The organism is Niallia sp. NCCP-28 (assembly GCF_023168165.1).
In the GTDB taxonomy this organism is placed as follows: domain Bacteria; phylum Bacillota; class Bacilli; order Bacillales; family Cytobacillaceae; genus Niallia.
Map to the genome: position 1 here is coordinate 179,392 of NZ_BQYJ01000002.1, position 19,447 is coordinate 198,838.

At 36.1% G+C, this 19,447-nt stretch carries 15 protein-coding genes; 13 read left to right on the top strand and 2 right to left on the bottom strand.

What is annotated here, in order from left to right:
- Positions 1–40 precede the first annotated feature (40 nt).
- Complete coding sequence (locus NCCP28_RS05770; RefSeq protein ID WP_248560455.1) at positions 41–1,729, bottom strand: L-lactate permease; 1,689 nt, start codon at positions 1,727–1,729, stop codon at positions 41–43.
- Between the two features lie 269 nt (positions 1,730–1,998).
- On the opposite strand from NCCP28_RS05770, the gene NCCP28_RS05775 reads away from it, so the two are divergent.
- From NCCP28_RS05775 to clpB, 13 genes are all read left to right on the top strand, one after another.
- The gene (locus tag NCCP28_RS05775; RefSeq protein WP_248560456.1) at positions 1,999–2,727 is read left to right on the top strand and encodes a FadR/GntR family transcriptional regulator; all 729 of its coding nucleotides are present in this window, start codon (positions 1,999–2,001) and stop codon (positions 2,725–2,727) included.
- Positions 2,728–2,982: 255 nt separating this feature from the next.
- Positions 2,983–3,702 (top strand): (Fe-S)-binding protein, encoded by a 720-nt coding sequence (locus NCCP28_RS05780; RefSeq protein ID WP_248560457.1) that lies wholly within the window; start codon positions 2,983–2,985, stop codon positions 3,700–3,702.
- Positions 3,703–3,723: 21 nt separating this feature from the next.
- On the top strand, positions 3,724–5,151 hold the full coding sequence (locus tag NCCP28_RS05785; RefSeq protein WP_248560458.1) for a LutB/LldF family L-lactate oxidation iron-sulfur protein: 1,428 nt from the start codon (positions 3,724–3,726) through the stop codon (positions 5,149–5,151).
- The gene (locus tag NCCP28_RS05790) at positions 5,151–5,867 is read left to right on the top strand and encodes a LutC/YkgG family protein (RefSeq protein WP_248560459.1); all 717 of its coding nucleotides are present in this window, start codon (positions 5,151–5,153) and stop codon (positions 5,865–5,867) included. The genes NCCP28_RS05785 and NCCP28_RS05790 overlap by 1 nt, the downstream gene beginning before the upstream one ends.
- 407 nt (positions 5,868–6,274) lie before the next feature.
- Entirely contained in the window at positions 6,275–7,309 is a 1,035-nt protein-coding gene (gene argC / locus NCCP28_RS05795) for an N-acetyl-gamma-glutamyl-phosphate reductase (protein WP_248560460.1), read from the top strand.
- 16 nt (positions 7,310–7,325) lie between these two features.
- Entirely contained in the window at positions 7,326–8,573 is a 1,248-nt protein-coding gene (argJ, locus tag NCCP28_RS05800) for a bifunctional ornithine acetyltransferase/N-acetylglutamate synthase (protein ID WP_248560461.1), read from the top strand.
- A 12-nt stretch (positions 8,574–8,585) separates the two neighbouring features.
- Positions 8,586–9,359 carry an acetylglutamate kinase gene (gene argB / locus NCCP28_RS05805; RefSeq protein WP_248560462.1) on the top strand — a complete coding sequence of 258 codons (774 nt, stop codon included), beginning with the start codon at positions 8,586–8,588 and terminating at the stop codon, positions 9,357–9,359.
- Positions 9,356–10,513 carry an acetylornithine transaminase gene (locus tag NCCP28_RS05810; RefSeq protein WP_248560463.1) on the top strand — a complete coding sequence of 386 codons (1,158 nt, stop codon included), beginning with the start codon at positions 9,356–9,358 and terminating at the stop codon, positions 10,511–10,513. Before argB ends, NCCP28_RS05810 begins: the two co-directional genes overlap by 4 nt.
- Before the next feature lie 129 nt (positions 10,514–10,642).
- The gene (locus NCCP28_RS05815; protein ID WP_248560464.1) at positions 10,643–11,728 is read left to right on the top strand and encodes a carbamoyl phosphate synthase small subunit; all 1,086 of its coding nucleotides are present in this window, start codon (positions 10,643–10,645) and stop codon (positions 11,726–11,728) included.
- Positions 11,721–14,834, top strand: coding sequence for a carbamoyl-phosphate synthase (glutamine-hydrolyzing) large subunit (locus NCCP28_RS05820; RefSeq protein WP_248560465.1), 3,114 nt, complete (start codon positions 11,721–11,723; stop codon positions 14,832–14,834). The genes NCCP28_RS05815 and NCCP28_RS05820 overlap by 8 nt, the downstream gene beginning before the upstream one ends.
- On the top strand, positions 14,831–15,778 hold the full coding sequence (argF, locus tag NCCP28_RS05825; protein ID WP_248560466.1) for an ornithine carbamoyltransferase: 948 nt from the start codon (positions 14,831–14,833) through the stop codon (positions 15,776–15,778). The genes NCCP28_RS05820 and argF overlap by 4 nt, the downstream gene beginning before the upstream one ends.
- A gap of 292 nt (positions 15,779–16,070) precedes the next feature.
- Positions 16,071–16,250, top strand: a complete 180-nt coding sequence (locus NCCP28_RS05830) for a YjzC family protein (protein WP_248560467.1) — start codon at positions 16,071–16,073, stop codon at positions 16,248–16,250.
- Between the two features lie 161 nt (positions 16,251–16,411).
- On the top strand, positions 16,412–19,012 hold the full coding sequence (gene clpB, locus NCCP28_RS05835; protein ID WP_248560468.1) for an ATP-dependent chaperone ClpB: 2,601 nt from the start codon (positions 16,412–16,414) through the stop codon (positions 19,010–19,012).
- A gap of 124 nt (positions 19,013–19,136) precedes the next feature.
- On the opposite strand, the gene NCCP28_RS05840 is transcribed toward clpB, so the two are convergent.
- Positions 19,137–19,328 (bottom strand): YjzD family protein, encoded by a 192-nt coding sequence (locus NCCP28_RS05840; RefSeq protein ID WP_248560469.1) that lies wholly within the window; start codon positions 19,326–19,328, stop codon positions 19,137–19,139.
- Positions 19,329–19,447 lie beyond the last annotated feature (119 nt).

Here is a 19,447-nt window from a genome sequence, read left to right on the forward strand (position 1 = left end):
TTATCAAAGAATTTTTTACTCTCTTTTTGTTAGTTGAATTTTAGGGAATCATCCAGGAAAACACATTGTTTTGCAGGAAGGTAATAATACATATTAATAACAGCAGGAATACACTATGCTTCACAGTAAAGCGAAGTAGTTCAGATTCTTTGCCTGCAAGACCTACAGCAGCACAAGCGACAGCAATAGATTGCGGGGAAATCATTTTCCCTGTAACTCCTCCACTTGAGTTGGCTGCAACTGCAAGCACAGGATCCATGCCAACAGACATGGCAGTAATTTTTTGCAGATTTCCAAATAGCAAATTGGCAGAAGTATCAGAGCCGGTGATAAATACGCCAAGCCATCCAAGGACAGGAGAGAAAAATGGAAACAATGCTCCTGTTTTAGCTAATGTCATTCCAAGAGTTGTCGACATTCCGGATGCATTTGTTACATAGGCAAACCCAACTACAGATGAAATTGTTAATATTGGCAATTTTAATTCATAAAGTGTTTCCTTTGTTGTTTCATACACATCTTTCCAAGAAAGGCGAGAGATATATTTAGTGATAATACATGCAAATAATATAGCAGTGCCTGCAGCTCCTAAAACTTCTATTTTATAGATGGCGGCCACTGCTTCACCAGCACCGTTGATAATTTTATTATGAATCAATGGCACTTCAGGCATAAAGGTAAGTAGTTCCCCTAGCTTGTTAAGCCCTTTTAAAATAGCGTTTGCACCTTCGTAATGACCAGTCAGTGCTGATTTCACAGCAGGAATTCCCCAAAGCGAGATAAATGCAGTCAACACTAAAAAAGGAGACCAAGCATGAAAAATTTGACCAGCTGTATATGTAGATTCTGTTGTTTTCTTTTGCTCAGCTGATGCAGCTGCAATTTCTGCTTCTCCTTTAAAACGGAAAATAGTTTTTGGTTTCCAGAATTTCAAGAAGATAACAAGAGCAAATAAGGAAACTAATGCAGATAAAATATCCGGCAATTCAGGTCCAAGGAAATTAGATGATAGATATTGTGTAACAGCAAAAGATACGCCGGATATTAAAATGGCAGGCATTACTTCCCATACTCGTTTAAATCCAGCCATAATAATAACTAAATAAAATGGGATAAAGACTGAAATAAATGGAAGCTGACGTCCAACCATTTTGGAAATTTCCATAGCTGGAATGCCGGTAGGGCCTTCTACAGCAGTAATTGGGATACCGATTGCTCCAAATGCAACAGGAGCGGTATTTGCCAGCAAACAGATACCGGCGGCATATAATGGGTTAAAGCCTAGTCCAACTAGAAGGGCAGCGGAAATGGCAACAGGTGCCCCAAATCCAGCAGCCCCTTCTAAAAACGCTCCGAATGAGAAAGCAACAAGCAATGCTTGAAGTCTGCGGTCTTCTGTAATAGATAAAATAAAGTTGCGGATAATGGAAAATTGGCCGCTTTTAACAGTTAATTTATACAAAAGCACCGATGTGACAATAATCCAGCCAATTGGCAAGAGACCATAAACAATTCCTTGGCTTGCTGACATAACACTCATTCCAACAGGCATTTTGAAAGCGATTACAGAAAGAAGCAAAGCAAGCAGCAAGGTTGTAACACCTGCGATATGTCCTTTCATCCGTTTAATAGCGAGTGCCCAAAAAAAGTACAAAATTGGAATTAACGCTACTATAGCAGATAATGCCAGATTGTCGCCAACGACGGTAAAGTTTTGTGTAAACGTCATAAATTCATCTCCTTTATTTTCTTTCAATGTTGCGTTTTCACTTTTCACTTTTTAATTTATTATTTATTGCTTCATCATCAGACGAAAGAAACCGTTTGCAATTTTACGCATCATAAAACTTGGTCATCTGATGACTTGATGAACTTATTATAAAATGATATTTTCCAAAAAACAACATAAAATTGACGATTTATTGTCTTTTTTTATGCACATTGCAACTTTTAGCAGTATAATAACATAAAAAGGATGGGCGCGTTGGAGGTACAACAATGGAATTTAAGCAGATTCGACCTAAAAAAATCTATGAAGAAATAGCAGAAGCTTTACATGAAGGAATTCGTTCAGGCGATTTAAAGCCTGGTGAAAAACTGGCATCTGTTCAACAGCTTGCAGAAAATTTCCAAGTAAGTCGTTCAGCCGTTAGAGAAGCGCTTTCTGCATTAAAAGCAAAAGGATTAATCGAAATGAGGCAAGGGGAAGGAACCTATGTAAAAAAATTTGAAGCAGATCAAATTATGTTTTCCCTTCCTTCTGCTATTCTGATGAAAAAGAAGGATATTAATCATCTCCTTGAAGTAAGAAGAATCATGGAACTAGGAGCAGCAGCGGCTGCAGCAAATAATCGAACAAATGAAGATTTGAAAACAATGAAAGCAGCTTTAGATGAAATGAAACTGGCAAATGGCGTAGAAGAACTAGGAGAAAAATCAGACCTAAACTTTCATTTGGCAGTTGCTGCAGCTTCGCAAAATCCTTTGCTTGTAAACTTATTGCTTAATGTTTCCGATATAATGCAGGAAGCGATGAAAGAAACGAGACGATTATGGCTATTTTCTAAACAAACAACAACAGAACGTCTGTATGAAGAGCATCTTACGATTTATGAGGCTATTGTGAAGAAAGATGAAAATAAAGCAAGTGAGGCTATGCTTTATCATCTGCAAAAGGTAGAGGAAGTCCTCAAAAAATATTTTGATGAAAAAGAGCATCACGAATAAATTTCAGCTTAAAAAGCAAAGACAAAAAAAATTTTTCTTGCAAATTGAAAAAATTAGGAATATATTAATGAAAACGCTTAATTTAAGAATATATAAAATATGGTAGTTTATTTGGCTTTTGTTAAAAGTGAATAGAATCAATAAAAAAACACTCTATGGAGGCATATAGAGTGATTTTACAAAAAAAAGGTCATCAGATGACCTGTTCACATGTATATTTAAAAAGGATAATGGATTGTTTAGGGGGATGTCATAATGAAAGTGACTTTATTTGCAACTTGTTTAGTTGATATGTTTCAAAGTGATGTTGGGAAAGCAACAGTAGAATTATTAGAACGTTTAGGATGTGAAATTGATTTTCCGACTACACAAATTTGCTGTGGTCAGCCTTCTTATAATAGCGGCTATGTAGAGGAAACCAAAGGTGCCATGAAAACAATGATAAAAGCATTTGAACATGCTGAATATATTGTTTGTCCTTCAGGATCTTGTGCTTATATGTTCCATGAATATCAGCATATTTTTAAAGGAAATCCTATCTGGGAGCCAAAAGCGAAAGAACTTGCCAAAAAAACATATGAATTAACTCAATTTATTGTAGATGTGCTAAAAGTAGAAGATGTTGGAGCAAGTTTTAATGGAAAAGTAACTTACCATACTTCTTGTCATATGACTAGATTATTAGGTGTCAAAGAAGCTCCTATTAAACTGCTGAAAAATGTAAAGGGTTTAGAATATGAAGATTTGCCAGGAAAACAAAACTGTTGTGGATTTGGCGGAACTTTTTCGGTGAAAATGGGGCAAATATCTGAACAAATGGTAGATGAAAAGGTTAGTTGTATAGAAGAAACAGGAGCAGATTATATTATTAGTGCAGATGCAGGCTGTTTAATGAATATTGGCGGACGTTTGGGAAGAAAAGGAAAACCGGTTAAAGCGCTTCATATTGCAGAAGTTTTAAATAGCCGTTTATAAAAGGGGAGGGAGATTTTAGCTATGTCAATGAAAACTAGCTCCGTAGAATTTAAGTCTAGGGTAAAAAGCGAATTGCAAAATGAATTTATGCGTGGTGCTGTTTCAAAAGCACAAGAAACTATTCAAGGAAGAAAAAACGCAGTTACAGATGAAATGGGAAACTGGGAAGAATGGCGTTCACATGGGGAAGAAATACGCCAGCATGTCCTGGAGAATCTTGACTATTATTTATACGAATTAAGTGAAAATGTGGCCAAAAGAGGAGGGCATGTATTTTTTGCAAAAACAGCAGAAGAAGCGAGCACCTATATTGAAGAGATAGCCAAAAAGAAAAATGCTAAAAAGGTAGTAAAAGCAAAATCAATGGTGACAGAAGAGATTTCTCTTAATCAAAAGCTCGAAGGCACTGGCTGCAAGGTTATTGAAACAGATCTAGGAGAATACATTTTGCAAGTAGATGATCATGATCCTCCGTCGCATATTGTTGTTCCAGCATTACATAAAAATAAAGAACAAATTCGTGATGTATTTGCAAAAAAACTAAATTATACGAATACAGAAAGACCAGAGGAACTGGCATGGCATGCCCGCCAAGTCCTTCGTGAGGAATATTTAACGGCAGATATTGGGATAACTGGCTGCAACTTTGCAGTAGCAGAAACGGGTTCCATTACCCTTGTAACAAATGAAGGGAATGCAGATCTTGTTGCAGCATTGCCTAAAACACAGATTGTTGTAATGGGAATGGAAAGGATTGTTCCCACATTTGATGAAATGGAAGTACTTGTTGGAATGTTGACAAGAAGTGCAGTAGGCCAAAAGCTGACGAGTTATGTAACTACTCTAACAGGCCCTAAAGAAGCAGGGGATGTAGATGGGCCAGAGGAATTCCATTTAGTTATAGTGGATAACGGAAGATCAGATATACTTGGCGGAGAATTCCAATCGGTTCTTCAATGCATTCGCTGTGCAGCATGTGTAAATGTTTGTCCTGTCTACAGACAAGTAGGCGGACATTCTTATGGGTCTATTTATTCAGGTCCAATTGGAGCTGTATTATCCCCACTTTTAGGTGGGTATGATGAATTTAAAGAGCTTCCATATGCATCTACATTATGTGCAGCTTGTACAGATGCATGTCCAGTGAAAATCCCTCTTCATGAATTATTGCATAAACATCGCCAAGTCATTGTAGAGAGGGAAGGAAAAGCTCCAGTATCAGAAAAGCTGATCTTTAAGGCATTTGGTCTTGGAGCTGCTTCGCCAGCTTTATATAATATCGGTTCAAAAATGGCGCCGGCATTAACAAAACCTTTATCTAAGGGAGACAAAATTACTAAAGGAGTCGGGTTAATAAAAGAATGGACGGATATCCGCGACTTCCCTGCTCCAACCAAAGAGAGATTCCGTGACTGGTATAAAAACCGCGATAAAGGAGGCAAAAGCTAATGCAAGGAACTATTCAAAATAGAGATGCCTTTTTAAAAAACATTGCAACAAGATTGGGCAGAGAAAGAAAAGTAGAAGTGGCAAAACCTGCATGGGCATATAATCCTCAGGAGCAAGTGTTAAAAGATGCAACAAAAGATGAATTATTAGAAGTATTAAAAACACAGTGTTTAAAAATTCATACAGATCTAATCATTACAACTAAAGCAGATCTCCCGCAAAAGTTAGAGGATTTGATTTCAGAATATGGCGGCGGACCAATCGTTACTTGGAAAGACTCCCGCTACGGGGAATATGGTGTCAGCAATTTATTAACACAAGATTTGCCTAATAAAAATATAGAAGTATACGAATGGCAAGCATCAAAAGGCAAAGAAAATATTCAAAAAGCAGAAAATGCTAATATTGGCATAACAATCAGTGAAATAACGTTAGCCGAATCAGGCACAGTAGTTTTGTATAGTGGCAATGATCGAGGCAGAACCGTCAGCTTTTTGCCAACAAACTCTATTATGCTTATACCAAAAAGCACACTAGTGCCACGAATGACACAAGCAGCACATAAATTAAGAGAAAAAGTGCAAAATGGAGAAAAAATCCCAAGCTGCATCAATTATATTACAGGGCCAAGCAACTCAGCCGATATCGAAATGGATTTAGTTGTAGGTGTGCATGGACCTGTAAAAGCATCGTATATTGTAATAGAAGATTTATAAATTGATTGCAATGAAAAAGCTGTCCTAATGCAGGGCAGCTTTATTTGTGTTGATGGAAAGAATGGACAATGAAAAGATTCGGTAAGTAGCAATATGGTGAATAAAAGGAGTGGGACGGCGAATGAATAGCTGATAACCATGGAATAATCTCAAGCCAATGCAAACCAAGCATTAAAAATATAATGTGGAGAGTAAATTTATTCGTTCTTCATCCGCAACAATTCAGTTAAATTTTATTTCTATGTATTTCACTCTAATAAACTGCCGAAAAAGTTAGAAAACTAAAACTTTTATGAAAAAACAGGTTGATTTTATAATGCTAAGTTTTTATAATAAGAGAATCGAATATTAATAAATATAAAAAAAAATGATTAAATATACATCATTTCCTATTGAAGGAGGAAATTATGAAGGCAGCAATCATCGGTACTACAGGCTATGGCGGGGTAGAATTAATTAGGATTTTGCATACACATCCAACCATTAATATACATTCTGTTCATACAACAAGAGAAGAGGTTCCAGTTTGGAACGAATATCCTCATTTATATAATATTATTGAAAATAAATTAGAAAAAATAAATGTTGCGAAAATAGCAGAGGAAAGTGATATCGTATTTTTTGCCACTCCATCAGGTGTATCCAGTAAATTAGTGGAAGAATTTTCTCATACAGCAATCAAAATGGTCGATTTGTCTGGTGATTTGCGATTAAGGAATACAGAAGATTATAAAACATGGTATAAAAAAGAGCCTGCAAAAGCGGAGTTGATTAATAAATTTGTATATGGTCTTACAGAGTGGAACAGAGAAGAAATCGCAAAAGCAAAATGGATTTCCAACCCAGGCTGCTATCCTACCGCAGCATTATTGGGATTGGCTCCAGCAGTAAAAGAAAAAATAATTCGAACAGATAGTATTATCATTGATGCAAAGTCGGGAATTTCAGGTGCAGGAAGAAGTCCATCAAGGGATACCATGCTTGCAGAAATGAATGAAAATTTCAAAATTTATAAGGTAAATAAACATCAGCATATTCCAGAGATTGAACAGCAATTATCAGATTGGAACAGCGATATTAAACCAATTACATTTTCAACACATTTATTGCCTATCAATAGAGGGATTATGTCGACGATACATGTTTCATTAAAAGAAGAATATACAACGAGTACTATTCATGAATTATATGAAGAAGCATACAAAAATCATCCTTTTGTCCGTGTTCGACCATTAGGGCATTTTCCGACTATTAAAGAGGTCAGCGGGTCGAATTACTGTGATCTTGGTGTGGATGTGGATGAAAGAACAGGAAGACTAACTATTATATCTGTCATTGACAATTTAATGAAAGGGGCAGCAGGGCAGGCGGTTCAAAATGCAAATATAATGAATGGATTGCATGAAACGACAGGGCTCAACTTTTTACCGCTGTACCCATAAGAAAGGAGCAAAAAAAGTGCAGGTTATATCAAATATCAATGAAGAACAATCATCATGTATAAAAGAAATCGTAGATGGAAGCATTGTTACACCAATCGGATTTAGTGCGGCAGGTGTACATGCCGGACTGCGTTATAACAAAAAGGATTTGGGAGCAATTGTTAGCGAGGTGCCTGCAAATGCTGCTGCTGTATATACAACAAGCCATTTTCAAGCAGCTCCATTAAAAGTAACTCAAGAATCAATTCAAGCAGAAAAGCTAATTCAGGCAGTTGTCGTAAATAGTGCATGTGCAAATGCTTGTACAGGAGAAAAAGGGATTCAGGATGCATATGAAATGCGTCAATTATTGGCTGAACATCTGCAAGTCAAAAAAGAATACGTAGCCGTTTCGTCAACAGGCGTTATTGGAGAATATTTAAAAATGGATAAAATTGCTGCAGGAATCCAACAAATAAGCGCAGGAAATACAGCGAGCCATGCAGATGCATTTCAAGAAGCAATTTTAACAACAGACACAGTCATGAAGAAATGCTGTTATACGGCAAAAATCAACGGTGTGACAGTGACGATGGGCGGAACTTCTAAAGGATCAGGAATGATTCATCCTAATATGGCAACAATGCTTGCATTTATTACAACCGATGCCAAAATAGATTCTGATTGTCTGCAAAGCTCATTAAGCAAGGTCATTCCGACGACCTTTAATCAAATAACAGTAGATGGAGATACATCAACAAATGATACGGTTTTGGTGATGGCAAATGGAATGGCCGCAAACGAAGCACTAACAGCGGAACATCCTGATTATCCAGTATTTTTAGAACTTTTAGCAAAAACATGCGAAAGTTTGGCAAAGCAAATTGCTAAGGATGGAGAAGGAGCAACGAAGCTTATTGAAGTAGAAGTGTCAGGAAGCAAAACAGAAGAAGAGGCAAGAGCCATTGCAAAACAAATTGTTGGCTCTAACTTAGTGAAAACAGCTGTTTATGGTTCTGATGCTAACTGGGGCCGCATTATTACAGCGATTGGGCAAACGAATACAGATGTTAATCCAGCTTCAGTAGATATTGCAATCGGAAATATTGTGATGCTGAAAAATAGTGAACCACAAGATTTTTCTGAAGAAGAAGCAATAAACTATCTTGAACAGGATTTTATAAAAATAACAGTTGATCTTCATAATGGAGAGGCAAAAGGAAAAGCTTGGGGCTGCGATTTATCTTATGATTACGTCAAAATAAATGCAAGCTATCGGACATAAGAGGTGACTTCGATGAAAACAATCCTTATAAAATGCGGTGGCAGTGTTATAGATCAATTGAAGGAAGATTTTTTTGCCAGTTTAGCAGAATTGCAAAGAGCTGGCTTTCAATTAGTTTTTGTTCATGGAGGCGGCCCTGATATTAATGAAATGCTGGAACTTACAGGAGTTGCACCAGAATTTCATAATGGTTTACGGAAAACAACAAAAGAAACACTGAATATTGTAGAGATGGTGCTCTCAGGAAAAACGAATAGAAAACTTGTGCACTTATTAAATAGCCATCATTTGGAAGCAATCGGAATAAATGGCACAGATAATCAAATTATTCAAGGATCTCTTATTGATGAGGCAGCACTAGGATATGTTGGAAATGTGGAAGCCGTGAATAATAAGTTAATCACAAAGCTTTTAACAGCTGGATTAATTCCTGTCATAACGCCGCTTGGCATTACAGAAAATGGGCAAATTTTAAATATTAATGCAGATTATGCAGCAGCAGCAGTTGCCAAAAGCTTAAATGCAGAACATTGTTTATTTGTGACAGATGTTGATGGCATTTTAATAGATGGAAAAGTAGCGAATATTCTTGAACAAAAAGAAGTTCACCAGTATATAGAAGAAGGACAAATAACAGGCGGCATGATTCCAAAAGTGACATCCTCACTTGCAGCGTTAGAGAGCGGTTTAAAAAGTGTTATGATTGTCTCAGGAAAAAAAGCGATTTATGATGGGAAAACATTGTTTGGCACACAAATTGTTGAGAAACTGGAGGTCATAAAATGAGTCATTTATTTCCAACTTATGCAAAATGGGAAATTGAACCTGAAGCGGCAAAAGGCAGCTGCTTAATAGGAACGGATGGAAAAAAATATTTGGATTTTACTTCAGGAATTGGTGTTTGCGGTTTAGGACATTGCAATGAGGAAGTAAAAAAAGCAGTTGAAGAACAGTTAAACAAGTTTTGGCATGTATCTAATCTATTTCCTGTTGCATTGCAAGAGAAAGCTGCAGAATTAATCGTTAAAGGAAGCGGAATGGATTGTGTTTTCTTCAGCAATAGCGGTGCAGAGGCAAATGAAGCGGCTATTAAGCTAGCTAGAAAAGCGACCGGCAAATCAAAGATTATTACATTCTTATCCTCCTTTCATGGCAGAACATTTGCAACGATGTCGGCAACGGGCCAAGATAAAATAAAGAATGGATATGGACCCATGCTAGAAACATTTGAATATGTTCCTTTTAATGATATATATGCATTAGAACAGCAATTAACGGATGATACAGCAGCTGTTATGCTAGAAGTAGTTCAAGGAGAAGGAGGCATTCATGTAGCTGCAAAAGAATTCCTTCAAAAGGCAGAAGCGCTTTGCAAAGAAAAAGGGGCACTTTTGATTATTGATGAAATTCAAACAGGAATAGGCAGAACCGGCACTCCATTTGCATTTCAGCAATTTGATTTAAACCCAGATATCATTTCTATAGCAAAAGGACTTGCAAATGGCATTCCAGTTGGCGCTATTGCTGCGAAAGAAAATTTAAAAGAATTTTTTGGCGCAGGAAGCCATGGAACCACATTTGGAGGAAACCCATTAGCTATGGCAGCAGCCAGCAAAACAATGGAGATTGTCTTTAATGAAGCCTTTTTACAAGAGGTCAATGAAAAAAGCAACTATTTAATTCATGCACTCCAAGACAAATTAAAATCAAACAAATATGTAAAAGATATTCGCGGCTTAGGGTTAATGATCGGAATTGAAGTAGATTTGGAAGTGGCGACTATTTTAAGCGAGCTAAGAAAAGCAGAATTTATTGCATTGCCTGCTGGCACTAATGTTATTAGACTGCTTCCGGCATTAACGACTACAAAAGAAGAGATAGACTCGGCAGTAGAAATAATCGGAAAACTTTTAAATTCTTACACAAAAATGACAGTTTAAGATGTATTTTCTTGCAAGTTAATGTATAATTATAAGAAATGAAAAATAAATATACAGTCTGAATCAATCGATCAATAAATTCAGATCAACTTAAAAGAAGTGTAAAATTGAGATATAGAGGTGTACAAAATGGAAGGATACTTGCACTTAAAGAATGGAGCGAAATATAAAGGAACATTTCAAACAAAAGCTGTGAATCAAACAGCAAGTGGAGAAATTGTTTTTTTTACTGGAATGACAGGTTACCAAGAGGTGCTGACAGATCCTTCTTATAAAGATCAAATCATTGTTTTTACTTATCCATTAATTGGTAATTACGGAATAAATAATGAAGACTTTGAAAGCAAAAAGCCACATGTAGCTGGAGTGGTTGTATATGAAGCAAATAAAGACGCTTTTCATTACCAATCACAGCATTCATTGTTGGAATATTTAGATAAGTGGAATATTCCTTTAATATCACATGTGGATACGAGAGCAATTGTAAAAAATATCCGTCAGGCTGGTTCAATGCCTGCTGTTTTAACAACAGAGGAAATGCCTCGAAAAGAAGACTTTTCTCTTATAAAGGATACAAAAAAAGTGGCAAAAGTTTCTGAAAGCGATTTGCAGCAATATGGCAACGGTGATCATCATATTGTTTTAGTGGATTTCGGCAAAAAGGAATCAATGGTGGACTGCTTATTAGAAAGAGGCTGCAAAGTAACGGTTGTGCCATACAACACAGAATTTGAAAATATTCAAAATTTAGCTCCAAATGGAATTTTATTATCAAATGGACCTGGGGATCCAAAAGAATTAAAAGAAGTATTGCCAACTGTGCAAGCGCTAATTCAACATTATCCAACGTTAGGCATTTGCTTAGGCCATCAGCTAGCAGCCTTAGCATTGGGTGCTGAAACTAGCAAACTATCGTTTGGGCACCGCGGTGCCAATCATCCAGTAATGGACAAAAAAAATCAAAAAGTAATTATGTCTTCCCAAAATCACAGCTATGTGGTTGTAGAAGACAGTTTAAAAAATACAGGATGTACAGCACGTTTTTACAATTTGCATGATGGATCTGTAGAGGGCCTGTCTCATGATATCTATCCATTGCAAACCGTACAATTCCATCCAGAAGCAAATCCAGGTCCTGCTGAAGGACAGTATATCTTTGATGAATTTATAGAAAATGTTAAAGCAAATTATGGGAGAGTTTTCGCACATGCCTAAAGACACAACTATTCAAACAATACTCGTAATCGGATCAGGTCCAATCGTTATCGGTCAAGCAGCGGAATTTGATTATGCTGGAACGCAAGCATGTATGGTGCTAAAAGAAGAAGGGTATAAAGTTATACTTGTAAACAATAATCCAGCAACTATTATGACAGATCAAACATTTGCAGATTCTATCTATTTTGAGCCGCTCACAGTGGATGTTTTAGAAATGATTATCCAAAAGGAAAAACCAGATGGTTTGCTTGCAACACTAGGTGGGCAAACGGGCTTAAACTTAGCTTTTCAATTAAGTGAAAAAGGAATTTTGGATAAATATAATGTCAAACTTCTTGGAAGCTCTATTGAATCGATAAAAAAAGGGGAAGATCGTGAAGCATTCCGTGAATTGATGTATGAATTAAATGAACCAGTGCCAGAAAGCAAAATTGTTCATCATGTCGAAGAAGCTGTTCAATTTGCAGAAGAAATCGGCTTTCCAATTATTGTGCGCCCGGCCTATACGTTAGGAGGAACAGGCGGTGGGATTGCAGCAAGCATGGATGAGTTTACAAGACTTGTTTCTGGCGGTTTACAGGAAAGTGCTATCGGACAATGTTTGGTGGAACGAAGCATTGCAGGATTTAAAGAAGTAGAATATGAAGTAATGCGTGATCATATGAATACATGCATCACTATCTGTAATATGGAAAATATTGATCCAGTTGGCATTCATACAGGTGACAGCATCGTTGTTGCACCTTCGCAAACATTAACAGATGTGGAATATCAAATGCTTCGTTCTGCATCTATTAAAATTATTTCCGCATTAGGCATTATTGGTGGATGCAATATTCAATTTGCCCTTGATCCAAAGAGCAAAAAATATTATTTAATTGAAGTTAATCCTAGGGTGAGCCGATCTTCTGCCTTAGCATCAAAAGCAACTGGCTATCCTATTGCCAGAATGGCAGCCAAACTTGCTGTAGGTTATACATTAAATGAAATTATCAATCCAGTAACCGGCGACACTTTTGCTAGTTTTGAACCAGCTCTTGATTATGTGGTGGTGAAATTTCCAAAATGGCCTTTTGATAAATTTCCAAATGTTTCTCGAAACCTTGGAACACAAATGAAGGCAACTGGTGAGGTAATGGGAATTGACCGTAATTTAGAAAGAGCACTATTAAAGGCAATTCGATCATTGGAGATAAAAGTAAATGATTTAGAACAGCCAAACTTAGCGGATAAAACAGTGGATGAGTTATTCACTAAGCTAAAAGAACAATCAGATGAAAGATTTTTTGTTGTTTTAGAGTTAATGAGAAAAGGCATTAGTGTTGATGAACTTCATTATTTAACAAAGATAGATCTATTCTATCTTCATCTATTCCAACGATTAATTAATATGGAAATAGAAATAGCGGCAGCAAGTCTTGAGGCTGCTACTAAAGAAATGTTTTCTAAATGGAAAGAAAAAGGCTTTAGCGATGCGTTTCTTGCTAGCAAATGGAATGTAGAAGAAAAGGAAATCCGCAAAAAACGCAAGTCTTTAAATATCTTGCCGATTTATAAAATGGTCGATACATGTGCTGCAGAGTTTGAGGCAAAAACAAATTACTATTACTCTAGCTATTATGGTGAAAATGAACAGACAGAAAGCAATAAAAGAAAAGTTTTAGTAATCGGAAGTGGGCCAATTCGAATCGGCCAAGGAATTGAATTTGATTACTGTTCTGTTCATGGTGTATTCGCTCTTAAAGAAGAGAATATTGAAACGATTATTATCAATAATAATCCAGAAACAGTAAGTACAGATTTTGCTACTGCCGATAAACTTTATTTTGAACCGTTAGTAATTGAAGATATTATGAATGTAATTGAGTCAGAAGGCATCGAGGAAGTAATTGTTCAATTAGGCGGCCAGACTGCTCTAAATGTTGCCAAAGGCTTAGAAGAATATGGTGTAAAGATTTTAGGCAATAGCAGTCATGTGATTGATCTTTTAGAAGATAGAGACTTGTTTTATCAATTATTAGATGAAGAAGATATTCCTCATATTAAAGGAGATATTGTTTTTGCAGAAGAAGAATTATTAGCCTCTGTTGAAAAATTAGGATTTCCTATTCTTATTAGACCATCCTATGTAATTGGCGGTAAAGGGATGGAACGAATTGAAACAGAACATGATTTGCAAAAATATTTGCAGACAGATATTCCATATCCCGTTCTTGTTGATCAGTTTATGTATGCAAGCGAAGCAGAATTAGATGTTGCAGCAGATGGATTTGATATTTGCGTTCCAGCAATTATGGAGCATATTGAAAAAACTGGCGTACATTCAGGTGATAGCTTGTCTATTTTGCCAGCTAAAAACTTATCACAGCAAGTGAAAGAAAAAATGCTTGCTTATGCGCAAAAAATTGTCAGACATACTTCTTATAAAGGTTTAATGAATATTCAATACATTATTGATGCAGATAATGTGTATGTGCTCGAAGTTAACCCTCGAGCAAGCAGAACAGTGCCGATTGTAAGCAAAGTAACAGGGATTCCATTAGTGCAAATTGCCACAAAAATAATGCTTGGAAAATATGTTTTGACAGAGGAAGAAAAAACATTTAAAGACAATATCCCATTTACTTGCATTAAATATCCTGTGTATTCTAATTATGCCTTAAAAGGGCTTGATTCAAAGCTTGGGCCTGAAATGCGATCAACTGGTGAAGGCATAGCACTTGCAAGTTCTATGGAAGAAGCTTTAAAGAAAGTGTTCCATCCTTCTTTAAAGAAAACAGAAAAGAAACAAATTGTCATCAAAACAGATAAAGATGCAGCTGCGCTTTGCGCCAAGGCAGAAACACAAGGACTGGTTGTAAAAACAGGAGCAGCAGGGATGCATGCTTTGCTTGCTGAACCTGAAACAGTCGCTTTTTATAATAATACTGGTCTTGAAAGTGATCAAACATTAAGGGAATTAGCGACAAGAAACCGTATTATTACTTTTACGCAAGAAGAAAGTGCAGAAGCATTTATAGATTCTTTTAAAGCAGATAAATTTAGTGTGAATTCAATCGATGAATGGCATGATATGTTAAAAAAGGACGTGAGTACAGTATGATTACAGCATCAAGTACCAGCTTAAAAGGCAAAGATCTGTTGACATTGGCGGATGTTTCACCTGAAACGATTTTAAATCTTTTAAATAAAGCACAAGAAATTAAAAAAGCAAAGGTAAATGGAGAGGAATATACGCCTCTAAAAGGAAAAACATTAGGGATGATTTTTGAGAAATCCTCTACAAGAACAAGAGTATCTTTTGAAGCTGGAATGCTGCAGTTAGGGGGCCATGCTTTATACTTAAATAGTCGTGATCTTCAAATCGGCAGAGGAGAGCCAATCTCTGATACAGCTAAAGTGTTATCAGAATATCTTGATGCAATTATGATTCGGACTTTCTCTCATGATACAGTTATTGAATTAGCGGAGTATGCATCTATTCCCGTTATAAATGGTTTGACAGATCTTTATCATCCTTGCCAGGCATTGGCAGATTTACTTACTATTTTAGAAGTAAAAGGTACACTGAAGGGATTAAAGCTTGCCTATATAGGTGATGGAAATAATGTAGCGCATTCTCTTTTAATGGCTTGTTCAAAAGTCGGCATTGATATTGCAATTGCGACACCAGAAAACTACGAAGCAAATAAAGAAGTAGTTGCAAAAGCAGAAAGTTTTGCAAGTGCAAGCGGTAGTACGATTTGTTTAACAACAAATCCAATTGAAGCAGTTGCAAATGCAGATATTATCTATTCAGATGTCTGGACTAGCATGGGCCAAGAAGAAGAAAATGAACAACGATTAAAAGATTTCCAAGGTTTCCAAATTAATAGGGAATTAGTGCAGCATGCAAAAGATGATTATATGTTTTTGCATTGCTTGCCGGCTCATCGGGAAGAAGAAGTAACAGCCGAAATCATTGATGGCAGCAACTCATATATATTCCAGCAAGCTGGCAATAGATTACACGCCCAAAAAGCATTATTAGTTGAAATTTTAGCTTAAAAAACCCCTTTAAAGGGGTTTTTTTAGTATGCCCTGGTTCTTTAAAATTACTCTATGGAAAAAAGTTGTTCCGTTGTGCCAGTTTCTTTTATTTTTCCTTCAATTATCTAATGATTTGTTTCATTTTTTTTAAAATAGCTATTTTTTTACAAAAAATGTCGTGTTCGAATATTCATTTTTTCAGCTTAATGATTTAAACAATATTTTCCTTAATGACAACAGGGAAATCGGAAATAATAAAAAAGCAGTTAAGAATGCAATTAACTGTATGTATGGTGTAAGGAGGAATTTTATGGGACAGAATAGACAGTTTCGTGCCGGTCAAAAAGCGCCGAATAATGGAATGTATATAGAGATTGGTGAAACAGGAAGCAATGTCAATAATCCTCAGTTTTTAAAAATGAGGGCAGGAGATCGATTCCCAGAAAACTCTAATCATAATAGAGTATGGACATATCAAAGAAAGCCATAACTTAAAACAGTGAATAAAAGCATGGATGAAATTAGTCCAACAATACAAATGAATTTGTCGTTATCTAAAAGCCATCCGGATTTTGCGGATGGCTTTACATATGATTAGAAAAGCCTATAATAATATTAAAGGTCAAAAAAGGTCAAAGGAGGCTTTTTGTCATGAATATGGATCAAATGACAGAAAGAGCGCAGCTGGCAATAAATGAAGCGCAAAGTCTTGCTGTAAAGGAAAGTCATCAAGAAGTGGATGATATTCATTTATTCATCGCAATGATGAAGCAGGAAGATAATCTATTAACTGCTGTACTGCACAAACTTCATAAAGAACCAAAAATATTAATTGAAAAATTAACAAAAGAACTAGTCAAAAAACCACAAGTAACAGTAAGCAATGCAGCACAAGGTCATATTTATATAACGAGCAGTCTACAACGAATATTGGTTCAAGCAGAAGAGGAAAGAAAAAACATGGAAGATGATTATCTTTCTATAGAACATCTTATTGTCGCTGTTTTTTCTGAGAAGAGTTCAACTGTTGGAAAGTTATTAAATGAAATGGACGTTTATAAAGAGGATGTAAACAATAAGATTATGGAGATAAGGGGGAGCCAGAAGGTGACATCAAAAAATCCAGAAGCAACTTATGATGCTTTAAAAAAATATGGCCGTGATTTAGTAGCCGAAGTTAGAGCGGGGAAAGTCGATCCAGTAATAGGAAGAGATAATGAAATACGCCATGTAATTCGCATTCTTTCAAGAAAAACAAAAAACAATCCTGTATTGATTGGAGAGCCAGGTGTTGGAAAAACAGCGATTGTAGAAGGTCTGGCTCAAAGAATTGTACGCAAAGATGTGCCAGAAGGATTAAAGGATAAAACAATTTTTTCATTAGATATGGGTGCACTTATTGCAGGCGCCAAATTTCGTGGCGAGTTTGAAGAAAGATTAAAAGCAGTGCTTCAAGAAGTGAAAATGAGCAATGGACAAATTTTATTGTTTATTGATGAACTTCATACAATTGTTGGAGCAGGAAAAACCGATGGAGCGATGGATGCTGGCAATATGCTAAAGCCAATGCTTGCAAGAGGAGAACTGCATTGTATTGGTGCGACAACATTAAATGAGCATCGCCAGTATATTGAAAAGGATCCAGCGCTAGAACGCCGTTTTCAGCAAGTGCTTGTGAAAGAGCCAACCGTGATGGATACAATATCTATCTTAAGAGGTTTAAAGGAGCGTTTTGAAATTCATCATGGTGTTGCTATCCAAGATCGTGCAATTATTGTAGCTGCAACAATGTCAGACCGCTATATAACAGATCGTTTTCTTCCAGATAAAGCGATTGATTTAATTGATGAAGCATGTGCGATGATCCGGACAGAAATTGATTCCATGCCTATTGAAATTGATGAATTAACAAGAAAAATTATGCAATTAGAAATAGAGGAAGCGGCATTAAGAAGAGAAAAAGATAGCTTGAGCCAAAAAAGATTAGCAACTATCGGAAAAGAACTAGCCGATTTAAAGGAAAAGGCCAATGCGTTGCAAGCTAAATGGCAATTAGAAAAAGAAGGCTTGCAAAGAATCCAAGAAAAAAAAGAAGAAATAGAAAAAAAGAAAAGAGAATTAGAAGCTGCTGAAGGAAAATATGATTTGAATAAAGCAGCAGAGCTAAGACATGGAACGATTCCTTTATTGGAAAAACAATTAAAGGATTTAGAAGAAAAGGTCAGCAAAAAAACAGAAGAAAAACTGTTAAGAGAAGAAGTAACAGAAGATGAAATTGCAGGCATTGTTGCTAGATGGACAGGCATACCTGTTTCTAAATTAGTCGAAAAAGAAAGAGAAAAATTGCTGCGGCTAGAATCTATCCTTCAGGAAAGAGTGGTTGGACAAACAGAAGCTGTTCATCTGGTGAGTGACGCTGTATTAAGAGCGCGAGCTGGCATTAAAGATCCCAATAGACCGATTGGATCCTTTCTATTTTTAGGGCCGACAGGCGTGGGGAAAACTGAATTGGCAAAAGCATTGGCTGCTAGTTTATTTGATAGTGAAGATCAAATCATTAGAATTGACATGTCTGAATACATGGAAAAACATGCAGTATCCCGTTTAATTGGTGCACCTCCTGGATATATAGGGTATGAAGAAGGGGGACAATTAACGGAAGCTATTAGAAGAAAGCCATATTCTGTGGTGTTATTAGATGAAGTAGAGAAGGCTCATCCCGAAGTATTTAATATTTTATTGCAAGTTTTAGATGATGGGCGGATTACTGATTCACAAGGAAGAATGGTTGACTTTAAAAATACAGTCATTATTATGACTTCTAATATAGGATCACACTTATTATTAGAGAACAAAATAATGGACTTTATTCCAGAGGAAACAAGAGAAGGGGTAATGAATCAATTAAAGATGCATTTTCGTCCAGAATTTTTAAATAGAATTGATGAAATAATCTTGTTTAAACCTCTTGCAGTTTCCGAAATAAAGGAAATTGTCACGAAACTTATTGCACAATTGCAGTCAAGATTAGCAGAACAACAAATAGTGATTTCTATTACAAATGAAGCAAAAGAATATATAGCGCTAAATGGTTTTGATCCAGTTTACGGTGCAAGACCTTTAAAAAGATTTTTGCAGCGGACAGTGGAAACTTATTTAGCGAAAGATATTATTGCCGAAAAGATAAAGGAAAATGATCATGTAGTAATCGATGTAGAAGAAGGAAAGATCATGCTTCTGAATGAACGATAAAATTATGGGCATATGCAAAAAAAGAGAACTGGCTAAAAGTCCAGTTCTCTTTTTTGCATACATAAATAATCTCTTTTGATGGATATATTTTTTTCGTTTTACTAGGTCATCTGTTTTATAATGATTAATGAGCACTTTCTTCACGATTAGGTTCATTTGGAATAATGGCTCCTAGTACAAAAACTAATACAGTAAAGATAATGCTTAAAATAAAGCCAGTACTAAGGCTAAATGAACTGCCATTCATGGAGCTAACAACGTATGTAAGCATTTGCGCAAGTAAGAATGACCAAATAAATGTAAACAAATAACGCACTTTAATTCACCTCACAACAATTTTCAATTCTTTGTTCATCTTATCATATTGTCAGAAATTAATAAATGTCTATTGCTTTAACTTATTATGAAAAGGCTGTTTTCCTAAAACTTGTGGTT

Bases quoted from the DNA above. Each gene is read 5' to 3' on its own strand.
- NCCP28_RS05810 (WP_248560463.1), top strand. From the start codon at position 9,356: ATGAGTCATTTATTTCCAACTTATGCAAAATGGGAAATTGAACCTGAA.
- argF (WP_248560466.1), top strand. From the start codon at position 14,831: ATGATTACAGCATCAAGTACCAGCTTAAAAGGCAAAGATCTGTTGACA.
- NCCP28_RS05790 (WP_248560459.1), top strand. From the start codon at position 5,151: ATGCAAGGAACTATTCAAAATAGAGATGCCTTTTTAAAAAACATTGCA.
- NCCP28_RS05820 (WP_248560465.1), top strand. From the start codon at position 11,721: ATGCCTAAAGACACAACTATTCAAACAATACTCGTAATCGGATCAGGT.
- argB (WP_248560462.1), top strand. From the start codon at position 8,586: ATGAAAACAATCCTTATAAAATGCGGTGGCAGTGTTATAGATCAATTG.
- argC (WP_248560460.1), top strand. From the start codon at position 6,275: ATGAAGGCAGCAATCATCGGTACTACAGGCTATGGCGGGGTAGAATTA.
- clpB (WP_248560468.1), top strand. From the start codon at position 16,412: ATGAATATGGATCAAATGACAGAAAGAGCGCAGCTGGCAATAAATGAA.
- NCCP28_RS05815 (WP_248560464.1), top strand. From the start codon at position 10,643: ATGGAAGGATACTTGCACTTAAAGAATGGAGCGAAATATAAAGGAACA.
- NCCP28_RS05775 (WP_248560456.1), top strand. From the start codon at position 1,999: ATGGAATTTAAGCAGATTCGACCTAAAAAAATCTATGAAGAAATAGCA.
- NCCP28_RS05830 (WP_248560467.1), top strand. From the start codon at position 16,071: ATGGGACAGAATAGACAGTTTCGTGCCGGTCAAAAAGCGCCGAATAAT.
- NCCP28_RS05785 (WP_248560458.1), top strand. From the start codon at position 3,724: ATGTCAATGAAAACTAGCTCCGTAGAATTTAAGTCTAGGGTAAAAAGC.
- NCCP28_RS05770 (WP_248560455.1), bottom strand. From the start codon at position 1,729: ATGACGTTTACACAAAACTTTACCGTCGTTGGCGACAATCTGGCATTA.
- NCCP28_RS05780 (WP_248560457.1), top strand. From the start codon at position 2,983: ATGAAAGTGACTTTATTTGCAACTTGTTTAGTTGATATGTTTCAAAGT.